This window comes from Verrucomicrobiia bacterium (assembly GCA_035765895.1).
In the GTDB taxonomy this organism is placed as follows: domain Bacteria; phylum Verrucomicrobiota; class Verrucomicrobiia; order Limisphaerales; family DSYF01; genus DSYF01.
Genome location: DASTWL010000083.1, coordinates 1 through 22,228, shown reverse-complemented (window position 1 = coordinate 22,228; position 22,228 = coordinate 1). Strand labels below are relative to the sequence as shown.

Sequence of the window (22,228 nt, the reverse complement as noted above, 5' to 3'; positions counted from 1 at the left end):
CTGCGTGCGTTTTCAAAACTCAACCGGATCATTCTATGAACTCAAAAGTCAACCGTCGAAACCAGCCCCGCTGCGGCTTTACGCTGATCGAACTGCTCGTGGTCATTGCCATCATCGGCATCCTCGCCGCCATGCTTTTGCCCGCGATTGCGAAGGTGAAGGAAAAGGCGCTGATCAATCGTGCCAAGACGGAAATTGCCGGCATTGTTCAGGCGATCAACCAGTATGATACGGATTACAGCCGCATGCCCGTGTCGGCGGTGATTTTGAACAGTGCGGGCGCCAACGACATCACCTACGGCGGGCCGTTATTGGGGACAGGTTACCCCACCAACAACGAGGTGGTCGCCATTCTGATGGACAAGGAGTCCTACGCCAATGGCACGCCAACTGTGAACAAGGATCACGTCAAAAACCCCAAGCGGATTGCGATGTTGTCGGCCAAGGAGGTCAGTGATTCGTCACACGGCGGGGTGGGCCTGGACGGTGTGTATTGCGATCCGTGGGGCAATCCCTATGTGATCTCGCTGGACTTGAACGGCGACGAGAAGTGCAGCGATGCGGTCTATTCGCGGTCCAGCGTCTCGCGAAATGGTTCGGCGGGACTTGATGGTTTGACGAGCCTGGGCGGCAGCGGCAACAACGACTTTGTTTACAACGGCAAGATGATGGTCTGGTCGGCGGGGCCGGACAAAAAATACAACGCGGGTTTGCCTGCCAACAAAGACGTCAACAAGGACAACATTTGTTCCTGGAAGCAATGACCTGGAAACCTCTCAACGCGTTCCGGCGGCAATCGGCATTCACGCTGATTGAACTGCTGGTGGTGATCGCCATCCTCGGCATTGTGGCGGCGCTGGCCGTGCCCGCGTTGAAAAACCTCAAGCAGGCTGACGCCATCGCGGCCGCCACCCGGCAGATGCAGGACGAACTGGCCCGGGCGCGGCAGTTCGCCATCAGCCGGCGCACCACGGTTTACATGGTGTTTGTGCCGCTGAATTTTTGGGATGATGGCGGCTACGCGCCCAACCAGACGGCCTACAACGCGCTCACGCCGACGGACCGGGCGGCGGCCGACCGGCTGTTGGACAAGCAGTTGATCGGTTACACCTTCATCAGCCTCCGCGACGTGGGTGATCAGCCGGGGCAGAATCATCCGCGTTACCTGACGGAATGGCATACGCTCCCGGACAACGTGTTCATTCCGCTCTTCAAGTTCGTTCCGGGATTGGTGACGCAAATCCTCAATCCGCCGCCGCCCCAGACGCCGTTGGCCACTTACTCCGCGCGCGGCTTCGCTTACACCAACAACATTCCGTTTCCCACGGTTGACGCCACGCCCGGGCCGAACGGTTATGTGTGGCTGCCCTACGTGGCCTTCAATCACCTGGGCCAGCTGGTGTCCGGGGACGGAACGGTGCTGGAGAATGAAGTGATTCCGCTCGCGCGCGGCCGGGTGGTGGAGCCGCTGGACGTGAACAAGAAACCCTACAAGGCCCCGCCGCAGTTCGCCGAAATCCCGCCCGGCAACAGCACCAACGCCCTGACCCTGCTGGTGGTGGATGGCCTGACGGGCCGGGCGCACGTGGAACACCAGCAGATTACGGGACCTTGAGCGATGAAGACACGGACTCAATCAACCGCGCGAGCGATGTCGGCCTTTACCATGGTCGAAATCGCGTTGTGCCTGGCCATCGTGGGCTTTGCGCTCGTGGCCATCATCGGCGTCCTCCCGGCGGGTTTGAATGTGCAGAAGGACAACCGGGAAGACACGATCTTGAACCAGGACACCAGCGTCTGGCTGGATGCGATCCGCGCGGGCGGCACCGGACCCAGTGCCAGCGCGGCTTACGACGATCTGACCAACTATGTCGACCGGATCCGGATCGAGCATTTTCATTACGCCGATGCGAATCCGCTCACCGCTCCGACGAGGCCGTTTCCGGACACCGTTGGCGAGGTGGTGATCGGGCCGCAGACGACGCTCGCCATTACCAACGGCGCCATGATCGTGGGTCTGCTTTCCACGCCGCAAATCATCCGTGATGATCCGCGCTCGGCGACCAGCGGTTTTACCAGCAACCACGTGGTCGCCTTTGTCCGGGCAATCAACGGCAGCGCCACGGAAAAGGCGCCGCAGAGCAATCCGGATGTGCGTGATCTGGCGTTCGGTTACCGGATGGCCGTGGAAATGATTCCACATGGGGCCGCGGACCTGGCGTTCATCCAGACCAATGCCATCGACCGCGTGCTGGAGCAGAATTTGACGGATGTGCGCCTTTACTATCGGTGGCCGCTGCAGAAGCCATACGATCCGAAGCAGAATGACCCGGCGGTCGGACTCAGCCACCTGTCGTTCCGCACACAACTGGCCGGGACGGTCAGCAATGTTTCGGGATTTTATTACCTGCAACCAAGGAGCTTTGTTGCCAAATGAGGGCCGCCGCGTTCAGTTCAAAGTCGTTCCGGTTCGCGGTTCGCATGCGAGCGTGCCGGCAGGCCTTTTCGCTCGTCGAAGTGCTGGTGGCCGTCACGTTGATGTCGGTGATCGTGCTCGGTTTGCTGGCCATGTTCGGCCAGACGCAGCGTGCCTTCCGCACCGGCATCACCCAGGTGGACGTGCTGGAGGGGGGGCGCTCCGCAATGGATTTGATGGCCCGGGAGCTGGCCGAGGCCAAACCGACGTCCCTGCCGTTCAGCACCAATTTTTACGCCGGCTGGAACAACTACTTTCTGCCGCAGGCCTTGCCGGGCGATTCCGCATCGGGCAGCAGCCAGTGGCGCACGAACATCCAGCAGAACATTTTGTTCACCGTCCGCGACAACCAGATGTGGACCGGCATTGGCTACGCGGTCGAATATTCCGCGAACAACTACATTGGGACGCTTTACCGTTACGAGACGAATGCGTCGGCCTTGAATCCGGGCCTCGTTTCGCGGCTGGCCGTGAATGCGTTTAACGCTCCTTGGAGCCGTGCTCGCCTGCTCGACGGCGTGGTGGAACTGCGGGTCCGGGCGTATGACACCGCGGGCCGGTTGATCTCGCCCTACAACATCCCGCCCAAGGCCGTCAACAATGTCCTCGCCTACAACAACATCCCGGGCGAACTCAGCTACAACTATTACTTCGTCAGCAACGCCGCGCCCGCCTATGTGGAATTGGAACTGGGCGTTCTGGAGGCCAAGACCGCCGAGCGCGCCCGCAACTTGGCGGCCGCCGCGCAGTATAACTTCCTGACGAACCAGGCGGCGCACGTGCAAATCTTCCGGCAACGCATTCCGATCCGAAACGTCGACCCTTCCGTGTATCAATGAAGCTCTCTTTTTCTCATAGCCCGGTTGCGGCCACGGCGCGCTCGGCGGCGAATTTACGCCGGCGGGGCATCGCCTTGGTGGTCACCCTGATTCTGCTCTCGGTCATCACCTTCCTGGCCGTCGCGTTTTTGTTTCTGTCCCAGCGCGAGCGTGGAGCGGTGGTCACGTCGGTGGACATGACCACGGCCCGGCTGAGTGCGGAAGCGGCGGAGCAGCGTGCCGAGGCGGAATTGCTGGCGCGGATCATCGCGAACACCAACCAGTTCGACTACGGCCTGATGGTTTCCACGAATCTGATCAATCCGCTGGGATTCAACCCCAATGCGCCGGTGTTCAACACGCTGACCAACGTCAACTATGACCACGACATCAATGGAAACCCGGTGACCGGCAACAATTATTTGCAGAATCTCGCCAATCTCTACTACAGCCCGCGTCCGCCCGTTTTTGTCACCACCAACCGCAATCGCGGCCTGCCGCTGGATTTCCGTTACTATCTCGACTTGAACCGCAATGGCCGTTTTGAAACGAACGGGCTGCTGCCGGATTTGAACGACAATGGTTTGCCCATCACAGCTCCCACGACGAACGGCTTGCAGGTCGTCAGCAACTTCTTCGTCGGTGATCCGGAATGGATCGGATTGCTGGAGCACCCCGACCGGCCGCATTCGTCGAGCAATCGTTTTACGGCCCGCGTCGCCTTCTTCGTCGTGCCGTCGGGATTGACGCTCGACGTGAACCGGATTCACAATCAAGCGAAGCCGCTGAATTTGGCGAACAATGGGTTTTCCCGTGACATGGGAGTTGGCACATGGGAAATGGATCTTGCGGGTTTTCTGGTGGATTTGAACACGAATGCTTGGCCCGGACAGGGGGTCTTTGGATATACGTATGCATGGAGCAGCCCATACGTCGGGAGCACTGGCACGGCGTTTGATGATGCGCGAGGGATCATCACACATCGATACGGGGGCGGATTGCGGACTTTTGGTCAACTTTACCCAAATGGCGTTACTGCCTTTGAGAATGATTTAGTGGACGGCTATGGAAGCGCTTCGCCGCTGATGACGAATACGTTTCTCCCGGCTGTGGATCCCGACACTGGGCGCTCTCTTTCTCAACAATGGCCGGGTGCGGAAAACCCCAATCACTTTTTTGGAGTTCAGGATCTCTTCAATCGCGCACAGACAAGAGCACCGGGACAAGTGGGCAACACGTTCAGTGATCGGCTGATGAATGCAGGCTACGGCACCAGCTCCTACAACCGCTACACCTACTACCGGCTCCTGTCGCAACTGGGAACCGACAGCGGGCCCGAGCCGGCGGGCAAGCTGAACCTGAACTACGTCAACGTGGACAAGGCCGGCAACACGGTGCCGGACCTGCAAACGAATTTTCAACCTTGGACGGCGGTGCAGTTTTTCACCAACGCGGCGGACCGGCTGCTGCGGGCATCATTCCCGAATGCCGCCACCAACCGGCAGCTTTTTGGCATCAATGCCGCCCTCACCATCACCAATGTGCCGGTGATGATCAGCAATCAGTTTGTGTTCACCCCCGCGCTGCACCGCATCTTCCAGCTCGCCGCCAACATTTACGACGCCTCGACGAACCGGACCTACAATAATGCGACGGATTATCCGTTCCTGCCGTCCGTGTTCCGGCCGCGGTTCCGCATGGACGCCAATGGTGGTTTCACGGACGTTTACATTGACGGCTGGACCGAGGAAACGGGCATCAACACGCCCACGGACTATCTGAAGGTGCCCATCGACTTGAATGATACGGATCCTACCAGTCCTTCCAGCCTCCAGCGTCTCCGGCCCGACAGCAATGTTTACGGTGTGCCCTGGATCATCGGAGCCAAGAAGGGTTTTCCGAGCTTCAACGAATTCGCCATGCAATCGGTGGCGCAAATCACGCGGAAACTGCAGTTGCGCCGGCTGAGCACGTTGACCCGGCCCGTGGCAACGAATCAGCAGTTCAGCGTGGGCATCTCCAATGTCTTCGCCTTCGAGCTGTGGAATCCCTACCTCACCAACTACTCCCGCGATGTCCAGGTCATTGTCGCCAACGACGTGAGGGTGGGTTTCACCTACACCAACGACGTGCCGCTGGATTTGCGCGGCGGGGTTTCGTCCCTGCATTTGACCGTGGCGGCGCTCACCAACCTGACGCGGAACACGTGGGCTGGCACGAGTGGTGACCTGACAGATGCAACGCGCACGAGTGCCAGTTTCAAGGTGCCGCTCCAGACCAATTTCCTTGTTCAAGCCGATGCGGTTTACCGGACGGATTCTGCGGGGAAGCCGTTTTTTACGCCCAACACCAACTATGGCGTGAATGTGCTGGACGGTTTTGAGCAGACGCAGAAATTCCCGATCCCGCAGTTCGGGCTCGCGGTTTCCAACCGCGTTCGCGTGATCCTGCTCGATACCGCCACGCGCCGCGTGATTGATTACGTGCAACTCAGTGACCTGGACGGGGTGCGCAACATGACGCGCGAACTGGGTGACGGAAACATTCTGAATTCAGTGGGAATTGGGGGAGTTGATACGACTGAGCAGGGTTTGTGGGCGACCAATCGCATCGGTGGAAACAGCCTGAACAATCCGCCCGAGGGCGTGGTTAACCAGCTCCAGGCCTCCTCGGGCAACATCAACATCGCCGATTGGAACACCTACGGTCAGGGGCAGGCAAGGGGTCAGACCAAGCAGAAGGCCATCGACGCCTTTCGGGTGTTCATGGGCCTTTCGCCGCTCTATTTTCCCAACACTGTGAACGCCAGCCTGGTCATGCAGGCCCCGTTCACGCCCACGCGCAAGACGTCGCAATACATTTCCTGGCAGGCCAATGATCCGTTCGTCCACTACATGGCCGGCGACCTGGAGGATTTGGCGCGCGGCACCGGGATTCGTCGGGAAGCGCCCAATGGCCTCATTCAGCCCATCCCCAACATCGGACAGTTGAACACCCGTTACGAACCGTGGGGCGGCAACCCGAAGAGTTCCGCGAATAATTCCGCCACGCAGATTCCGCTTTTTGCCCCCGAGGCCAAGGATCCCGGAATTCGCCGGCCGGATGACTGGGATTTTCCGACCAACAAGTTCCCGACCGTGGGCTGGCTGGGCCGGGTGCATCGCGGCACGCCGTGGCAGACGGTTTATCTCAAGGCCAATGACGTGACCAACACCCTTTGGGCGAAGTGGACCGGGAATCCGTCGCGCATCGATGCGGACCTGTCCCGGCCCGTGAATGACCGGGTGATTTTCGACGTGTTCACCACCGCGCTCGACGAGAACGCCACGCGCGGCCAGTTGAACGTCAATCAGACGGGGCTGGCGGCGTGGTCCGCCTTGTTGAGCGGGGTCATCGGATTGACCAATTCCAGCACGGACGCGGAGTTGAATCAGACGCCGCCCGTGGTGCGCGTGGATCCGGTGGTCATTCCGCCGGCGGGGGCGGATGCCGCCGGCGGCACGAACGCGACGGTGTGGAAGATTTGGAACGGCATCAACCGCACGCGCGCGGCCCAGCCGTTCAACGGCACGTTCAAACATCTGGCCGACGTGCTGGCGGCGCCGGAACTCACGGTGTCGTCGCCGCTGCTCAACACGAACAGCAATGCGCAGTTGCACAATGCGCAGTTGCAATATGGCATCAGCGATGCGGTTTACGAGCGGCTGCCCCAGATGCTGATGGGCCTTTTGCGCGGCAACGACCAACCGCGGTTCACGATTTACGCCTACGGTCAGGCCTTGCATCCGGCCGACCGCTCGCTCGTGACCACGCCCGGACCGTTTTTCCGGCTGTGCACGAACTATCAAGTGACGGCGGAGTTTGCCACGCGGACCGTGGTGCGCATCGAAGGCGCGCCCACGGCGCCGCGGGCCGTGGTGGAGAGCTTTAACATCCTGCCACCCGATAATTGAGATGCCCGGCCGGGATGGAAGTTTGCGGACGAAGCCGGTGCAACGTGCGATGTTGCGCTGGCTCATCCTGCCGGCGGCGAAGACCTGGGGTGACGGGGGATACTGATTGCTGAGTTTATGATGAAACGACCGATTTTATGGCTCGTGGCCGGATTGCTGTGCATCCTCGGCGTGTGGTGCGCGTGGCACTGGCTGAACCCGACCACGTCGCGGGCCGGCCAGACCGCCGCGACGCCCGCGGCACCGCATCCCACGACTCCGCCCGCGAAGACGGCGCAGGCGAACGCCCAACTGGTCACCTCCAATCTTCCGCCGATGGTGCTGACCTCGGCCGGCTACCGCCTGAGCAACACGCTCACGCCGTTGAACGAATTGATCGGGCGCGACACGGCGATTCTGCTGGAGAACGCCCGGCTCGATTCGGCCGCGCCGTTGACGCTGGGCATTCCCGCGCATTTGCGGGCCCAGGGCGATCCGGGTTCCTACATCGTCCAGTCGCGCGGCGCCGTGAACGCGGCTTTTCGCGAACACCTGCGGGCGGCAGGCGTGACGCTGGTTTCCTACATCCCGAACAATGCGTGGCTGGTGCGCGGTTCCGAGGCGCAGGTTGCCGCGCTGGCGGCCCTGCCGGATGTGCAGGCCACGTTGCCGTTCGAACCGTATTTCAAGTTGAAATCCTCCCTGCTCCCCCTGGCCGTGAATCAGCAGCGGCTCCCGGCGGGCGAATACTTGAACGTGGTCCTGTTTGCGGATGCGCAGACGGAAACGGAGCGGGCCTTGAGCGCCCTCGGCTCCACGATTGTGGCGCGCGGCCCGTCGCCGTTCGGCCCGGTGGTCACGATTCAACCGCAGCCGGGCAGCCTCGTGAAGCTGGCGCAGTTGCCGGGCGTGCAAATCATCGAGCGGGCGGCTGCGCGCGTGCTGGCCAATGATCTGGCGCGGGTGAAGCTCGGCGTTTCGACCGACACTTTGACGCCGGACAACTACTACGGCCTGACGGGCACCAACGTGCTGGTGGCCATGGCGGACAGCGGCGTGGACATCACCCATCCGGATTTGGTGGGCCGGGTGATCACGAACAGCACGCTTGCGGGCGAGGACACCGAGGGGCATGGCACCCACGTGGCCGGCATCATTGCAGGCAGCGGGGCGGCGTCGGGGACCATTGCGAATGTGCCGCCCGGTTCAGTGGCGGGCGCCAATTACCGGGGCAAGGCCCCGGGGGCGAAACTCTTCAGCATGCTGCTGGGGGAAACGCCGATTGCCGATCTGGGCTTCGATGCTTACAACCAGGAGCAGGCGGCGTTGACCAATGCGCTCATCTCCAACAACAGCTGGGGCAAGGGCGCGGACTACGATTATGACATCACCGCCGCCAGCTATGACGCGGCCGTGCGCGACGCCTTGCCGGGCATTTCCGGTTCCCAGCCGGTGCTCTTCGTCTTTCCCGCGGGCAATGACGGCGGCGGCGACGACAACGGGCTCAACGGCAGCGCGAGTTCGATTGTGTCCCCTGGCACGGCCAAAAACGTGATTACCGTGGGCGCGATCGAGCAGTTGCGCAACATCACCAACGAGGTCGTCATCGACGGCCAAACCAATGCCATCTGGTCCGCGCGCACCGACACGGACACGGAAGTGGCTTCGTATTCCAGCCGCGGCAACGTGGGCATCGGGGTCGAGGGCGACTTCGGGCGCTTCAAGCCGGACGTGGTGGCGCCGGGGACGTTCGTGGTGTCAACGCGCTCCTCGCAGTGGGACACCAACGCGTATTACAGCATCACCAATTATCTGCGCAACACCTTCGCCGATCAGCAACTCGCGCCCAACGCGCTGAATCAATACTCGCTCTTCGTGCCCGTGGACGGCATTGGCCTGCAGATTTCCGCCATCGCCGACAGCTCGTCCACCAATCCGGCGGTGGATCTGCCGATCTACGTGCGCACGGACGACCAGCCCAGCACGAACGACGTGCCGCTGGGCACGAACACGGTCACCATTGCGCCGGCGCCGCCGCTGGTCTCGGGCTCCGGCTATTTCTACGCGGTGGGCAACTCCACGAATGTTACGGTGCATTTCACGATCCAGACGGTCATCACCTACACGAACCATCTGGCGGATTATTATCGGGTGCTGCAGCAGCTCAACGACGCGCTCGGGCCGAATTACCGCTACGAATCCGGCACCAGCATGGCCGCGCCCGCGATCTCAGGCATGCTCGCGTTGATGCAGGAGCTTTATCAACAACGCTTGGGACTGACCAACAGCCCGGCGTTGATGAAGGCGATGTTGATCAACGGCGCCCGTTCCTCGTCGAGCCTCTACAATCTGCAGGTCAACAACACGATCAACTATCAGGGCTGGGGGCTCGCCAGTTTGCCCAACAGCCTGCCGCAAAACACGAACGCCACCACGACCGACTCGTCATTTGTGTTCTTTGACCAAAGTTCGACCAACGCGCTGGCCACCGGGCAGTCGCAAACCCGGCTGGTCACCTTGAACAACAGCGCGCAGGGCAAGCGGCTGCGCTTCACGCTGGTATGGACCGATCCGCCCGGCAATCCGGCCGCGGGCGTCAAGCTGGTCAATGACCTCGATCTGGTCGTGACGAATCTCGACACCGGGGCGGTCTACTATGGCAATAATTTCGCCGGCGAAAGTGACTTCACGTCGTCGTGGGACACCAACTCGGTGCCGAACCGGGATGTGATCAACAACGTGGAGAACGTTTACCTCTCCACCCCCGGTGGCACGAACTTCGCCGTGACGGTCGTGGGCCGGCGCGTGAACGTCAACGCCGTCACCGCGAACACGAATGACGTGGTGCAGGATTATGCGTTGGTGATGTCGAGCGAAGCGGCAGACGCCATGACCGTGGTGGACCAGCCCATCGTGACGGCGGGGGCGCCCTACGTGACAACCATCACCAACACCAGCTCGGCATCCCTGCCATTGCTGAACCAGAGCGTGGGGGCGAACTCCCCATTGATCGCGGCCATCAACGGGGTGACCAACCAATGGCATTTCTACGTGGCCACGAATTACGGCACCAACGTGAACTTCACCAACGCCGCGTTCATCACGTTCCTGTCACCGACGCTCGCGTCGCCGCGCATGGGTGTGCGCGCGACGATTGCGGACCAGATCTCGCGGCCGGAGGCGGACATCGACATGTATGTTTCGCAGGATCCCAGCTTGACGAATCTCAACGCTGCGGCCGTTGCGGCGGCCACGCGGTCGGTGGGGCGGGGCGGGACAGAAATTGTAACCTACTCGAACTCCGCGCCCGGACAGGTCTATTACATCGGCATCAAGTCGGAGGACCAGATGGCCGGTCAATACGCCTTCTTCAGCGTGTTCAGCGACCAGCCGTTCAGCGAACGTGATAAGGATGGCAATCTGATCGTGCGGGGGGTGCCCGCGCCGGCGGAAATTCCCGATGGCACGCCGGAGCATCCGGGCGTGGCCCTGGTGTTTGGCATTGCCATCGAGCCCATCAAGGTGCGCCGCGTCATCGTCACCAACACCATCACGCACGAAAACATGGGCGATCTGCTGGGCAACCTGAGCCACAACAACGGTTTTACCGTGTTGAACAATCACACCTACGGCAACGGCAACTTCAGTCAGACCTTCGTTTACGATGACAGCGACCAGGGCGACACCCCGGGTTCGCAACACACGGACGGCCCCGGCAATTTGCAGAACTTTGTCGGCCAGGAAGGCGTGGGCCTGTGGCTCTTGACGGAACTGGACGATGCGCCCACCGCGGTTGGCCGGGTGAACAACCTGATCATCAAGATCGAGCCGCAGCAGTTGGATACCGGCGACACCTTCACCATTCAGCCCAATGGCTGGGGTTATGACTTTATCGATGTGCCGGCCGAGGCCACCAACCTGACGGTCAACCTGGTCAACATTTCGGCGAATCCGCTGCCAATGGACCTTTACATCCGGCGCGGTGATTTCCCGACATTCACGGCCTACGACAAGAAGACCACGATCAACCCGCCGGGCGGCAGCCTGTCGATTTCGCGATACGACCTGCCGCCGTTGCAGGCGGGGCGGTATTACATCGGCGTTTACAACCCCAACGGCATTGCCCAGACGGTGCGGCTGACCGCCAAGCTGGACCTCGATGTTTCAGCCGTGGTGCCGGTGGTCTACACCTCAACCAATCCCGTGCCGTTGCTGGACGACGCGGTGACCTACGATCAAATGGTGGTGACCAATGACGCGGAGATCAGCTCCGTGGAAGTGGGGCTGCGCGTAAACCACCCGCGCGTGTCAGACCTGGCCATCCAGCTCATCAGTCCAAAAGGCAAGCGCGTCATGCTGTTTGAAAACCGGGGCGGGACGAACGCGGATTTGGGGGCAAACGTCACGAACAATTTCACCAACACGGTCGTCTTCGCCGACTTTTCAACGGCAAGCGGTCTTCTCAGCCTGACCGGAGTTGCGCAGTTCACTAACAATTTTTTGCGGCTGACCCCCGCGCTTGATGGTCAGACGGGGGATGCGTGGCTGATCAACAAACAAAAGTGTGCCCAAGGATTCGACACGACCTTCCATTTCCGGATCCCGGGGCCGTATGGGAATATATTTGGCAATGAGCCCGGCGGCGATGGGTTCACCTTCTCCATACAGAACATCGGGCCGACTGCGACGGATTGGGCGATGGGCGGCACAAATAATAACATAAGCGTGTTCTTCAACACGTTTTGGAACTGGCCGGGTGGCGGGCCGGATCTGAGCGGCAATTCCATTGGGGTCGTCAGCAACCAACAGTATCTGGCGCAAGCTGACGTGAATACCCTTGGGATCAACATGAGCGATGGAAACATCCACGAGGCGCACATCTCCTTCGACGGTTCAGCCTTGTCGATTTGGCTGGATGGGCTGGTCGTGCTCACCAACGTCCCCGTTGCCGGGCTCAAGCCTGGCACTGACTTGAACGGTGAGGGCTGGGTTGGTTTCACGGCGGGCACCGGAGCAGCATATGAAAACCATGACATCATGGACTGGACCTTTACGGCATATGGTGCAGGACCGGTGATCGACTATCTGACGTTCACCGAGGACACCAACAAGACCACGACACCCATCAAGTTTGGCCTGCCCCCGTTCCGCACACAGACGACGAACATGCTGGCATGGGCAAGCGGATTCGAAGGCGGAGTGGGCAATCAAATTCCGACGGCGGGCAATTACTTTGGCGGCGGCTGGCTCGTTGATGCGGGCTCGGTGGATGTGCTCATGAACGGAACGTATGGCCTGACATCCGATTCCGGAACCTTCTGCATGGACATCAACGGCAACTCGCCGGGAACAGTTTCGACCAATGTTTCCACGATCCCGGGAGCGAACTACATCCTGTCCTTCGCCTACTCACGCAACCCGGACGGCATTGCTTCCGGGGTGCCGCGAGCGACTGCGCTTGTTAACGGCACCGCTCTCACAGCAGTTGCTCCCAGCTTCGTCAACTCTTGGACCAACCTGAACTGGCAGCATGCAGTGGCCCCATTTGTTGCCGTTGGCACGAACACAACCATCAGCCTGCGGGCTGACACGCCGGGAACTTACGGCGTCATGTTCGACACCTTGACGTTGACGAATGTGACTCAATTTGGCGGGATATATCTCCCCGAAGAGCCCCTCACCGAACTCAAGGGTGACAGTGCCAACGGCACGTGGAAGCTGGAGGTGTGGGACAGCCGGGTTGGCGCCACCAATCCGGCGCCGGAGCTGGTGAGCTGGTATCTGTCGTTTGTCTTCCCCAGCACCACCGCCTTGCCGGTGACCGTCCAGCCGCAAGTGAACGTGACCAACACGGTGCCGCCGGGGGGCATCCAATACCTCGTGGTGGATGTTCCGCCGTGGGCAACGGCGGCGACGAATTCGCTTGTGACTGCCGATCAGCCGTTGCTTGTCTGGTTCAACCAGACCGACGCACCCACGGGCACAAATCCGCCCGACATTCTCTTCTACGGCGGGGCGGTGACCAGTGGCACGCAGACACTGGTGACCAATGGCACGCCGCCATTGCTGCCCGGCGAGCGTTACTTTATTGGCGTGCAAAACACGAACACGGCGCCCGCGAACTACGTGTTCCGGGTGGACTACGACATCACGCCGCTGGCCAACGCGGTGCCCGTTTCCGGCACGTTGCCGTCCAGTGGGCTGGCCCGTTATTTCTCGTATGACGTTTCTTCCAACGCGTCGGCCGTGTCCTTTGACTTGTTCGGCATGGATGGCAACCTGGACCTCGTCGCCAGCCGCGCGCCGCAGATTCCCAACGTGGCGACGCACGACTACGCCAGCTTCAGCCCCGGCACCAATGACGAGCAGATCGTGGTCTTTACCAACGGCACGCCGGTCGCGCTTTCGCCTGGCCTCTGGTATCTCGGGGTGCTGAATCCGACGGCCAGCACGGTCAACTTCACCATCGAGGCGACGGAATTGACCAACGCCTTCCAAGGCATCATCACGCTGACCAACGCGGTTCCTTACTACGTCGTCAGCAACACGGCCGCGGCCGGCACGGCGGATTACTTCCGTTACAGCGTCAGTCCGACGGCGGCCCGCGTGCAGTTTGAGACCTTCGGGGCAACGGGTGATTTCACGCTGGTGGCGCGCAAGGGATTCCCGCTGCCGGATCTCGCCACCTACGATTACCTCAGCGCCAATCCGGGAACGAACGACGAACTCATCGTGGTCTTCACCAACTCAACGCCGGTCGCGCTGTCGGCGGGGGATTGGTTCCTCTCGGCCGTCAAGAATTCCGCGGGGCCTGCCGATTACGCCATCATGGCCACGGAGTGGCCGCAATCCGGCCTGCCGATTGTCATCACCAGCATTGACGTCTCGTCGGGCAGTTTCTGCGTCACGTGGACTTCGCTTCCGGGAGCGCACTACCTGTTGCAGGGAAGTCCCACGCTGGCGCCCGCGACCTGGTCGAACGTCTCGCCGGAGATCACCGCCCTGGACAACAGCACCACGTGGTGTGTTCCCATCACCGGACAGATGCAGTTCTTCCGGGTGATCGAGGGCACCGCGCCCTGATGGATGTTTCAAACGCCCGCATTCGCACGTGAAGCAGCCCATTGTTCTGGCGCTCAACCCGTCGATTGATGCCGAGTGGCAGGTGGCTCGCGTCCGGTGGGAGGAAAAGAACGCTGTGCTCGCCGAACGGCGCTGGGCGGGCGGCAAAGGCGTTAACGTGGCGCGCTGGCTGAAATTCCTCGGCGCGCGACCACGATTGATTCTGCCGTTGGGCGGAGACACCGGCCGGCAACTGGCCGCTTTGCTGCGGGCGGAAAGCATCACCGCTTCAATCATCGCGCTGCGCCCTGCCAATCGCCCTGCGCTGCGCCAACGTTCGCCGGGTGGGACCGGTTCGGAAACGCGCGTCAACGTCATTATCAGCACTGCGGCACAGGGACAGTTGCGCTTCAACCCGCCCGGGCCGGTGCTGGATCGCAGCGCGTGGGATACGCTCTGCCAGCGCGTCCGCGCAGCGTTGCCCCGGGCCGGTTGTTTGATTTTATCCGGCAGCTTGCCGCGCGGGCTGCCGGTCAACGCTTATGCCCGACTGGTGCGCGAGGCACGAGTGAACGGCGTTCCGGCATTGCTCGACTGCGACGGTCCGGCGCTGGCGGCGGCCGTGCCGGCGAGGCCGTTTCTCGTCAAACCCAACGAACACGAATTACTCGAATGGGCGCGTCATTCCGGCGTGAAGGCGCGCGCCCGGACCACAACGGTGCGCACGGCCGCACTGGCCATGTCCCGGCTGACGCGGGGCTGGGTGCTGGTTTCACGGGGAGCCAGGCCTGCGCTGCTGGTCAACGCGTCGTTTTCGTTTGAAGCGACGGCGGTGCCGCCCCCCGTGCGTCCGCAAAACACCGTGGGCGCCGGGGATGCGCTCCTCGCGGCTGTGGCGCACCAAATCCAGCACGACCTCCCGCCTGAACGCTGGCTCACGCGCGGCGTGGAAATCGGAACGGCGGCCACGCAATTGCCGGCCGGTGTTTTGCCGCGGGCTTGAGCGGCGCTTCCGAAGAAAAATGCGACAGCGGGTGGGCGCCGGCTTTGCTTTCTTTCCGCTTCCCCTTACACTGGCCGGATTGACTGACGGCAAATTTTGCGGCCTATGAGCAAGGATTTCATCCGTGTCGGCGGGGCGCGGGAGCATAATCTCAAGAATCTGACCCTGGCGATTCCGCGCGACAAATTGGTGGTAATCACCGGTTTGTCGGGGTCGGGAAAGTCCTCGCTCGCCTTCGACACGTTGTTTGCCGAGGGACAGCGAAAATACATCGAGAGCCTGTCGGCCTATGCCCGGCAGTTTCTTGATCAGATGCAGAAGCCGGAGGTTGATTTCATCGAAGGCTTGTCGCCGGCGATTGCCATTGAACAGCGCAGCTCCGGCTCCAGCCCGCGTTCCATCATCGCGACCACGACAGAGATTTACGACTACTTGCGCCTGCTGTTCGCGCACGTGGGCCAGCCGCATTGCCCGGATACGGGCGTGCCCATCGCGGCGCAGACCACCACGGACATCGTGGATAAAATCCTCGCGCTGCCGGCGCGGACCAAGGTCATGCTGCTCGCGCCGGTGGTGCGCAACCAGAAGGGCGAATTCCGCGATGTCATCGAACGCATGGCCCGTGAGGGATTCGTGCGGGCGCGGGTGGACGGCGAAATCGTCGAGCTGGCGGCGAACACGCGGGTCAAGCTCGACCCGGCGCGGCGTCACACCATCGAAGTGGTGGTGGACCGCCTGGTGATGGACGAAAAGATTCGCGTGCGGCTGGCGGATTCGGTGGAGACCGCGCTGAAGTGGGGTGAGGGCGTTTTCCTGACGCTGCATCAGTTGCCGGAAGGGCGGGCGAACGGCGCCGGGCCGGTGCCGGATGCGTGGATTGAGACCTTGCACTCCAATCGCATGTTCAGTCCGGCCACCGGCAAGAGCTACGAGCCGCCGACTCCCAAGCACTTCTCCTTCAATTCGCCGAGCGGCGCCTGTCCCGTCTGTCATGGGCTGGGCCAGAAGATGGTCTTCGATGAAGGGTTGATTGTTCCTGATCCGGAAAAAACGCTGGAGGAGGGGGCCATCCAGCCGTGGCGCCGGCTCGGCGGCAAGCGGATGGTGGTTTACTACAAGGCCTTGCTGAAAGGGCTGGCCGCGCATTACGGGCAAAGCGTCGAGACGCCGTGGCACAAGCTGCCGGCGGATTTTCAGCGCATCGTGCTGCACGGTTCAGGGGAGACGGAAATTGAATTCAACTTCTGGCGCGCCGGCAAAACGAGCAAGCTCAAGAAGCCGTTCGAGGGTGTCATTCCCAACCTCGAGCGGCTCTATCTCGAGAGTGAAAGCGAATTCACGCGCAACCGGCTCAAGGCCGTCATGTCGCCGCAATTTTGCGATGCCTGTCATGGCCGGCGGCTGAAGCCGGAAATCCTCGCGGTCACCCTGACGGGCGGCGAGTCGGAGGCTGCGGAGGCGAAGCCGAAGGCCATTCCCGGCTTGAGCATCGCGGACGTCTGTGCCTTGTCCGTGGATCAGGCGGCGGCGTTTTTCTCCACGCTCAAGCTCACGGATTTTCAACTGAAGATCGCGGGCGAGGTCATCAAGGAAATCCGCGCGCGCCTGGGCTTCCTGCAAAACGTCGGGCTGGGTTATCTCACGTTGAATCGCGAGAGCGGCACGTTGAGCGGTGGCGAGGCCCAGCGCATCCGGCTGGCGACGCAGATTGGCGCGGGGCTGGTGGGCGTCCTTTACATTCTGGACGAGCCCAGCATCGGGCTGCACCAGCGCGACAACGACCGGTTGTTGACGGTGCTCAAAGGCCTGCGTGATCTGGGAAATTCCGTCATCGTCGTTGAGCATGATGAAGACACCATCCGGCAGGCGGATTACGTCATCGACCTGGGCCCGGGCGCCGGTGTGCATGGCGGAGAGGTCGTGGCGCAGGGAACGTTGGCTGAGTTGTTGCGGGCGCCCAAATCGCTGACGGCAAAATATCTGCGCGGTGAAGATTCGATTGCGGTGCCCCGGGAGCGGGTGAAACCCTCGCCGGAGCGCGGCTGGCTTGAGGTGTTGGGCGCGCGCGAAAACAATCTCAAGAACATCGATGCCCGCATTCCCATCGGCACGTTCACGTGCATCACCGGCGTCAGCGGTTCCGGCAAGAGCACGTTGGTGGACGACATTCTGCGGCGGGCGTTGTTCCGCAAATTTTTCGGCTCGAAGGAACGCCCGGGTGAACACCGCGAGCTGCGCGGCTGGGAGGGGTTTGAAAAGGTCGTGGTGATTGACCAGACACCGATCGGCCGCACGCCGCGGAGCAATCCGGCCACTTACACCGGAATGTTCAACGCCATCCGCGATTTGTTCGCGCGCCTGCCCACCGCGAAGGTGCGCGGCTACGATGCGGGACGGTTCAGCTTCAACGTCAAGGGCGGCCGCTGCGAGAAGTGCGAAGGCGACGGCGTGCTCAAGATTGAAATGAACTTTTTGCCGCCGGTGTATGTGACGTGCGAAGCCTGCAACGGCAAGCGTTACAACCGCGAGACGCTCGAAATCAACTACAAGGGGCTCAACATTGCCGACACGCTCGACCTGACCGTCGATGAAGCAGTGACGTTCTTTCGCGCCGTGCCGCACATTTACGAGCCCTGTCTGGTGATGGCCGAGGTGGGCCTGGGCTACTTGCGGCTGGGCCAGGCCGCCACGACGCTTTCGGGCGGTGAAGCACAACGAGTCAAGCTGGCCGCCGAACTGGGCCGCAAATCCCGCGGCCGCACGCTCTACCTGCTCGACGAACCTACCACGGGGCTGCATTTCCACGACGTTTCCAAGCTGCTTGAAGTGCTGTTCAAGCTGCGGGTTTACGGGAACACGCTCATTGTGATTGAGCACAACCTCGACGTCATCAAGACGGCGGATTGGGTGATTGATCTGGGGCCGGAAGGCGGCTCGGGCGGCGGGGAGATTGTGGCGCAGGGGCCGCCGGAAGTCATCGCCCGCTCCGAACGAAGTCACACCGGACGTTACCTTGCAAAAGTGTTGACGGCGGGCCGCACTTGAGCGGTGCCGGTCCAGCAAAACAATCCTTGAACAGCGGGCGCGCTTCGGGTGTCCTTTCCCCGGTTTCGCCCGTCACGACAACGGGTTCCATCATTGATTTGCACACATCGTTCATGAGCCACCGCCGCGCTGTTCCCGCTGTCCTGCTTGCCTTTGGCTTGTCCCTTCCAGCCGTCTTATTCACCGGGTGTGCCGCGTGGAACGCCGCCCGCTCCTCGCGCGCCGAAATCCAGCGCGCCGTGGACAAGGTGTATCCGGCGCTGGTGCGCATCCAGGTGGTGATGGAGCAGGGGGCCGCGGGGCGCATGCAGAAATTTCGGGCCACCGGCAGCGGCACCATCATATCCAAGGACGGTTACATCCTGACCAATCACCACGTGGCCGGGCGCGCCACGCGCATCGTGTGCCGGTTGGCGAACCGCGAGGAAGTGGAGGCGGACCTGGTGGGCACGGACCCGCTCACGGACCTGGCCGTGCTGAAGCTGAATTTGAACACCCGCCGGGATCCGAAGGCGCCGCTGCCCGTGGCCACGTTTGGTGATTCGGACAAGCTGAAAATCGGCGACAGCGTGCTCGCCATGGGCTGTCCCGCGGGGCTTTCCCAATCCGTGACGCGCGGCATCGTGGCCAACACGGAGATGATTTCGCCGGGCGGCGCCGGCAGCTTCACGCTCGACGGCGAAGACGTGGGCGATCTGGTGCGGTGGATCGGCCACGACGCGGTTATTTTTCCCGGCAACTCCGGCGGTCCGCTCGTGAATCTCGCGGGCGAAATCGTCGGCGTGAACGAAGTCGGCATCGGCAGCCTCGGCGGCGCGATTCCCGGCAACCTGGCGCGCAACGTGGCGCGCGAATTGATTACCCACGGCCACGTCTCGCGTAGTTGGATTGGCGTTGAAGTGCAGCCGTTGCTGAAGGAAATGACGAACGGCGCCGGGGTGTTGGTGGCCACGGTCCTGCCCGGCAGCCCGGCGCAGCGGGCGGGCCTTCAGGCGGGCGATTTCATCACCGAATACAACGGCACAAAGGTGATTGATGCGCGGGCACCGGAGGATTTGCCGCTCTTCAACCGGCTGATGCTCACGATGCCGGTGGGCTCGGTGGTCAAGGTCAAGGGCTTGCGGAACGGCCGGGCGGAGGCTTGGACGTTGACGACCATTGAACGCGAGCCGAACGAGGCGCGCGAACGCGAGCTGCGCAATTGGGGCCTGACCGTGCGCGACTTCACGCGGGTTTCCGCGTTGGAGAACAACTGGACCGAGCATCGCGGCGTGCTTGTGGATTCGGTGCGACCCGGCGGTCCCTGTTCCGAAGCGAAACCTGAATTGCAGCCGGGCGACATCATCACCAAGGTGGACGGTGTGGCCGTCACCGGCGCCGGTGATTTGTCGGAATGGACGGCGCAATTCACCCGGAGTCTCAAGGAAGCCAAACCGGTGCTTGTCACGTTCCGGCGCGACTCGGAGGAAATGGTCAGCGTGCCCAAGATCGGTCCCGAAGTGGACCAGGAGAAGCCGCAACGGCCGGCCAAGGGCTGGCTTGGCGTGGAGACGCAGGTGCTCACACGCGAGATCGCCACGGCGCTGGATCTCGAGGGCCGCAAAGGTGTGCGCGTCACGGAAGTCATTCCCGACTCGCCCGCAGCGAAGGCCGGCGCGCGCGTCGGCGATGTGTGGTTCAAACTCGACGGCCAGGTGATTGCGGCCAGCACCCCGTCGGATGCCGAATTGTTCGACAATCTCATCCGCGATTACCGCCCCGGCAGCGAAGTGGAACTGCTTGGGGAGCGCGACGGGCAGCCGGTTCACCTGACCATTGCCCTGGGCAAAACACCCAAACCTGCGTCCGATCTTGCCGAATACAAGGACGAGCTGTTCGAGTTCACTGCGCGCGAAATGTCGCTCAACGACCGCGTGGATGAGCGGATGAAGCCGGATCAGGGGGGCGTGAAAATCAGCGCCGTGCGCAACGCCGGCTGGGCCGCACTTGCCGGCCTCGGAGTGGGCGACGTGCTGTTGTCCGTCGAAAATCAGCCGGTCGAAAGCATCGCGGACCTCAAGCGGCTCATGCAGGGCGTCTCGCAACAGAAACCGGAGCACGTCAAAATTTTCATCAAGCGCGGCATTTACACGACGTTCCTCGAATTGGAGCCGAAGTGGTAGGCGCGGCGGGGATGCGGATATACCAACCAACCTCAATCATGAACATGCACAAATGGGCAGCCCGGATGGCGCTGCTGGTTCTCACTGTCAACCTGGCCTCGGGTGCGGAAGATCTGGCGGTCGTCGCGGCGCGGCAGATTTTCAACGAACATCACGACGCCGTGCTGTGGGTTTCGGCGGTCTGCAAGGTTTCCTTTTCGACGGAAGGCGGCAAGGATCAGCCGCAGAATTTTCCCGAACAGGAACGCAAAATTGAGGCGCTCGCCACGGTCATTTCCACCAACGGCATGCTGGTCACGTCGCTCAGCGCCGTCGATCCGGCGCGCGAAGTTTCCGGACGCGAAATCATGACGGGTTCGGGCCGGGTCCGCATCGAAGCCTCGTCGGTGATGAAGGAAATGGAAGTCATCATGCCGGATGGCACGGAAGTGCCGGCCGATGTGGTCATGAAGGACGCCGACCTGGATCTCGCGTTCATCCGGATCAAAACCGACAGCAAGGAATTCAAGGGCCAGTCATTGAGCGCCATCGACTTGAAGCAGGCCGCGAAGGCCGCCATTGCCGAGGAGGTGGTTTCGCTCGGCCGGGCCGACGAGGTGCTGGGGCGCCAGCCCACGGTGTTGTGCGGGCAGGTCAGCGTGATCCTTAAAAAGCCGCGTGAGTTTGTGCGGGTGACGTCCGCGAACTTGGGCACGCCGACCTTCGACCTCGACGGAAAATTGATTGGCATCGGCGTCAGCCGGCGCATGGCGAACAAGTCGTCGGTGCTCGTGCTGATCCCCGCCGCCGATATCGGCGAGATCGCAGAGCAGGCGCGCAACGCGGGTGCGAAGGAAGACAAGCCAACCGCTGACGCAAAGTGATGTCGCGGCGTGGTTCACGCTCTTGCCGCTGCTAATTTTGAACATCAATTTGGATACTACCAAGATGGTTTCATTCAAATAATTATTGACGGGAATGCTTCTTTTCCAAGAATCACAGCTTCTTGATTTCGCAAACGGCGCGAGTGAGTGGAGAGCGTCGTTCGACCAAACTCATTGAACCGAGATACATGTCAGCCATTTTTCCCAAGTGGACCAACCGCTTGCCGCTAATGATCATTGGCGGGGCGCTGCTGGTGGGTTCCGCTGTCGTGGGGGGCGTGTGGTATTACTGCACGCCGAAATACACGCGGGTGGGCTACGAGCCCATTCAACCCGTGGGCTTTTCCCACAACATCCATGTCACCCAGCTTGGCATGGACTGCCGCTACTGTCATAGCGCGGTGGAAAAATCGTGGTTCTCCAACATCCCGGCCAGTTCGACGTGCATGAACTGCCACAGCATGGTGTTGAAGGATGACCCCAAGCTGGCGCTCGTCCGTGAAAGCGCCGCCACCGGCCGGCCGATTCCGTGGATCCAGATTCACAAGACGCCGGACTACGTTTACTTCAACCACTCCGTGCACGTGACCCGCGGCATCTCCTGTGTGGAATGCCACGGACAGATCAACCAGATGGACGAAGTCTATCACGCCAAACCATTCAGCATGTCGTTCTGCCTCGAGTGTCATCGGGATCCCGCGGCGAAGCTGCGGCCGGTGGACAAGGTCACCGACCTGAACTGGAAGTGGAGCGATGATCCGCGCCAGAACGAACTCCTGCAGCGCGCGAACGGCCAGAAGTTCATGCACGACTGGAAGGTTGAATCACTGCAGAATTGCTCGACTTGCCACCGATGAAGACCATCCC

The 22,228-nt window shown here is 61.6% G+C and carries 11 protein-coding genes; all 11 read left to right on the top strand.

Going from position 1 to position 22,228, the window contains the following annotated elements:
* The first annotated feature begins 35 nt into the window (after window positions 1-35).
* Window positions 36-764 (top strand): prepilin-type N-terminal cleavage/methylation domain-containing protein, encoded by a 729-nt coding sequence (locus VFV96_16420; protein ID HEU5071990.1) that lies wholly within the window; start codon window positions 36-38, stop codon window positions 762-764.
* Window positions 761-1,615 carry a prepilin-type N-terminal cleavage/methylation domain-containing protein gene (locus VFV96_16415; protein HEU5071989.1) on the top strand — a complete coding sequence of 285 codons (855 nt, stop codon included), beginning with the start codon at window positions 761-763 and terminating at the stop codon, window positions 1,613-1,615. Before VFV96_16420 ends, VFV96_16415 begins: the two co-directional genes overlap by 4 nt.
* Window positions 1,616-1,651: 36 nt before the next feature.
* Window positions 1,652-2,437 carry a hypothetical protein gene (locus VFV96_16410; protein ID HEU5071988.1) on the top strand — a complete coding sequence of 262 codons (786 nt, stop codon included), beginning with the start codon at window positions 1,652-1,654 and terminating at the stop codon, window positions 2,435-2,437.
* Window positions 2,438-2,481: 44 nt separating this feature from the next.
* Window positions 2,482-3,315: a prepilin-type N-terminal cleavage/methylation domain-containing protein gene (locus VFV96_16405; GenBank protein ID HEU5071987.1), complete on the top strand. Its 834-nt coding sequence runs from the start codon at window positions 2,482-2,484 to the stop codon at window positions 3,313-3,315.
* Entirely contained in the window at window positions 3,312-7,247 is a 3,936-nt protein-coding gene (locus VFV96_16400; GenBank protein HEU5071986.1) for a hypothetical protein, read from the top strand. The genes VFV96_16405 and VFV96_16400 overlap by 4 nt, the downstream gene beginning before the upstream one ends.
* Window positions 7,248-7,364: 117 nt before the next feature.
* A complete protein-coding gene (locus VFV96_16395; GenBank protein ID HEU5071985.1) occupies window positions 7,365-14,309 on the top strand; it encodes a S8 family serine peptidase in 6,945 nt (2,314 codons plus the stop codon).
* 28 nt (window positions 14,310-14,337) lie between these two features.
* Complete coding sequence (locus tag VFV96_16390) at window positions 14,338-15,291, top strand: PfkB family carbohydrate kinase (GenBank protein ID HEU5071984.1); 954 nt, start codon at window positions 14,338-14,340, stop codon at window positions 15,289-15,291.
* A 105-nt stretch (window positions 15,292-15,396) separates the two neighbouring features.
* Entirely contained in the window at window positions 15,397-18,336 is a 2,940-nt protein-coding gene (uvrA, locus tag VFV96_16385; GenBank protein HEU5071983.1) for an excinuclease ABC subunit UvrA, read from the top strand.
* Between the two features lie 113 nt (window positions 18,337-18,449).
* Complete coding sequence (locus VFV96_16380) at window positions 18,450-20,498, top strand: PDZ domain-containing protein (protein ID HEU5071982.1); 2,049 nt, start codon at window positions 18,450-18,452, stop codon at window positions 20,496-20,498.
* 38 nt (window positions 20,499-20,536) lie between these two features.
* Window positions 20,537-21,361 (top strand): serine protease, encoded by an 825-nt coding sequence (locus tag VFV96_16375; protein HEU5071981.1) that lies wholly within the window; start codon window positions 20,537-20,539, stop codon window positions 21,359-21,361.
* A gap of 188 nt (window positions 21,362-21,549) precedes the next feature.
* Window positions 21,550-22,218: a cytochrome c3 family protein gene (locus VFV96_16370; GenBank protein ID HEU5071980.1), complete on the top strand. Its 669-nt coding sequence runs from the start codon at window positions 21,550-21,552 to the stop codon at window positions 22,216-22,218.
* Window positions 22,219-22,228 lie beyond the last annotated feature (10 nt).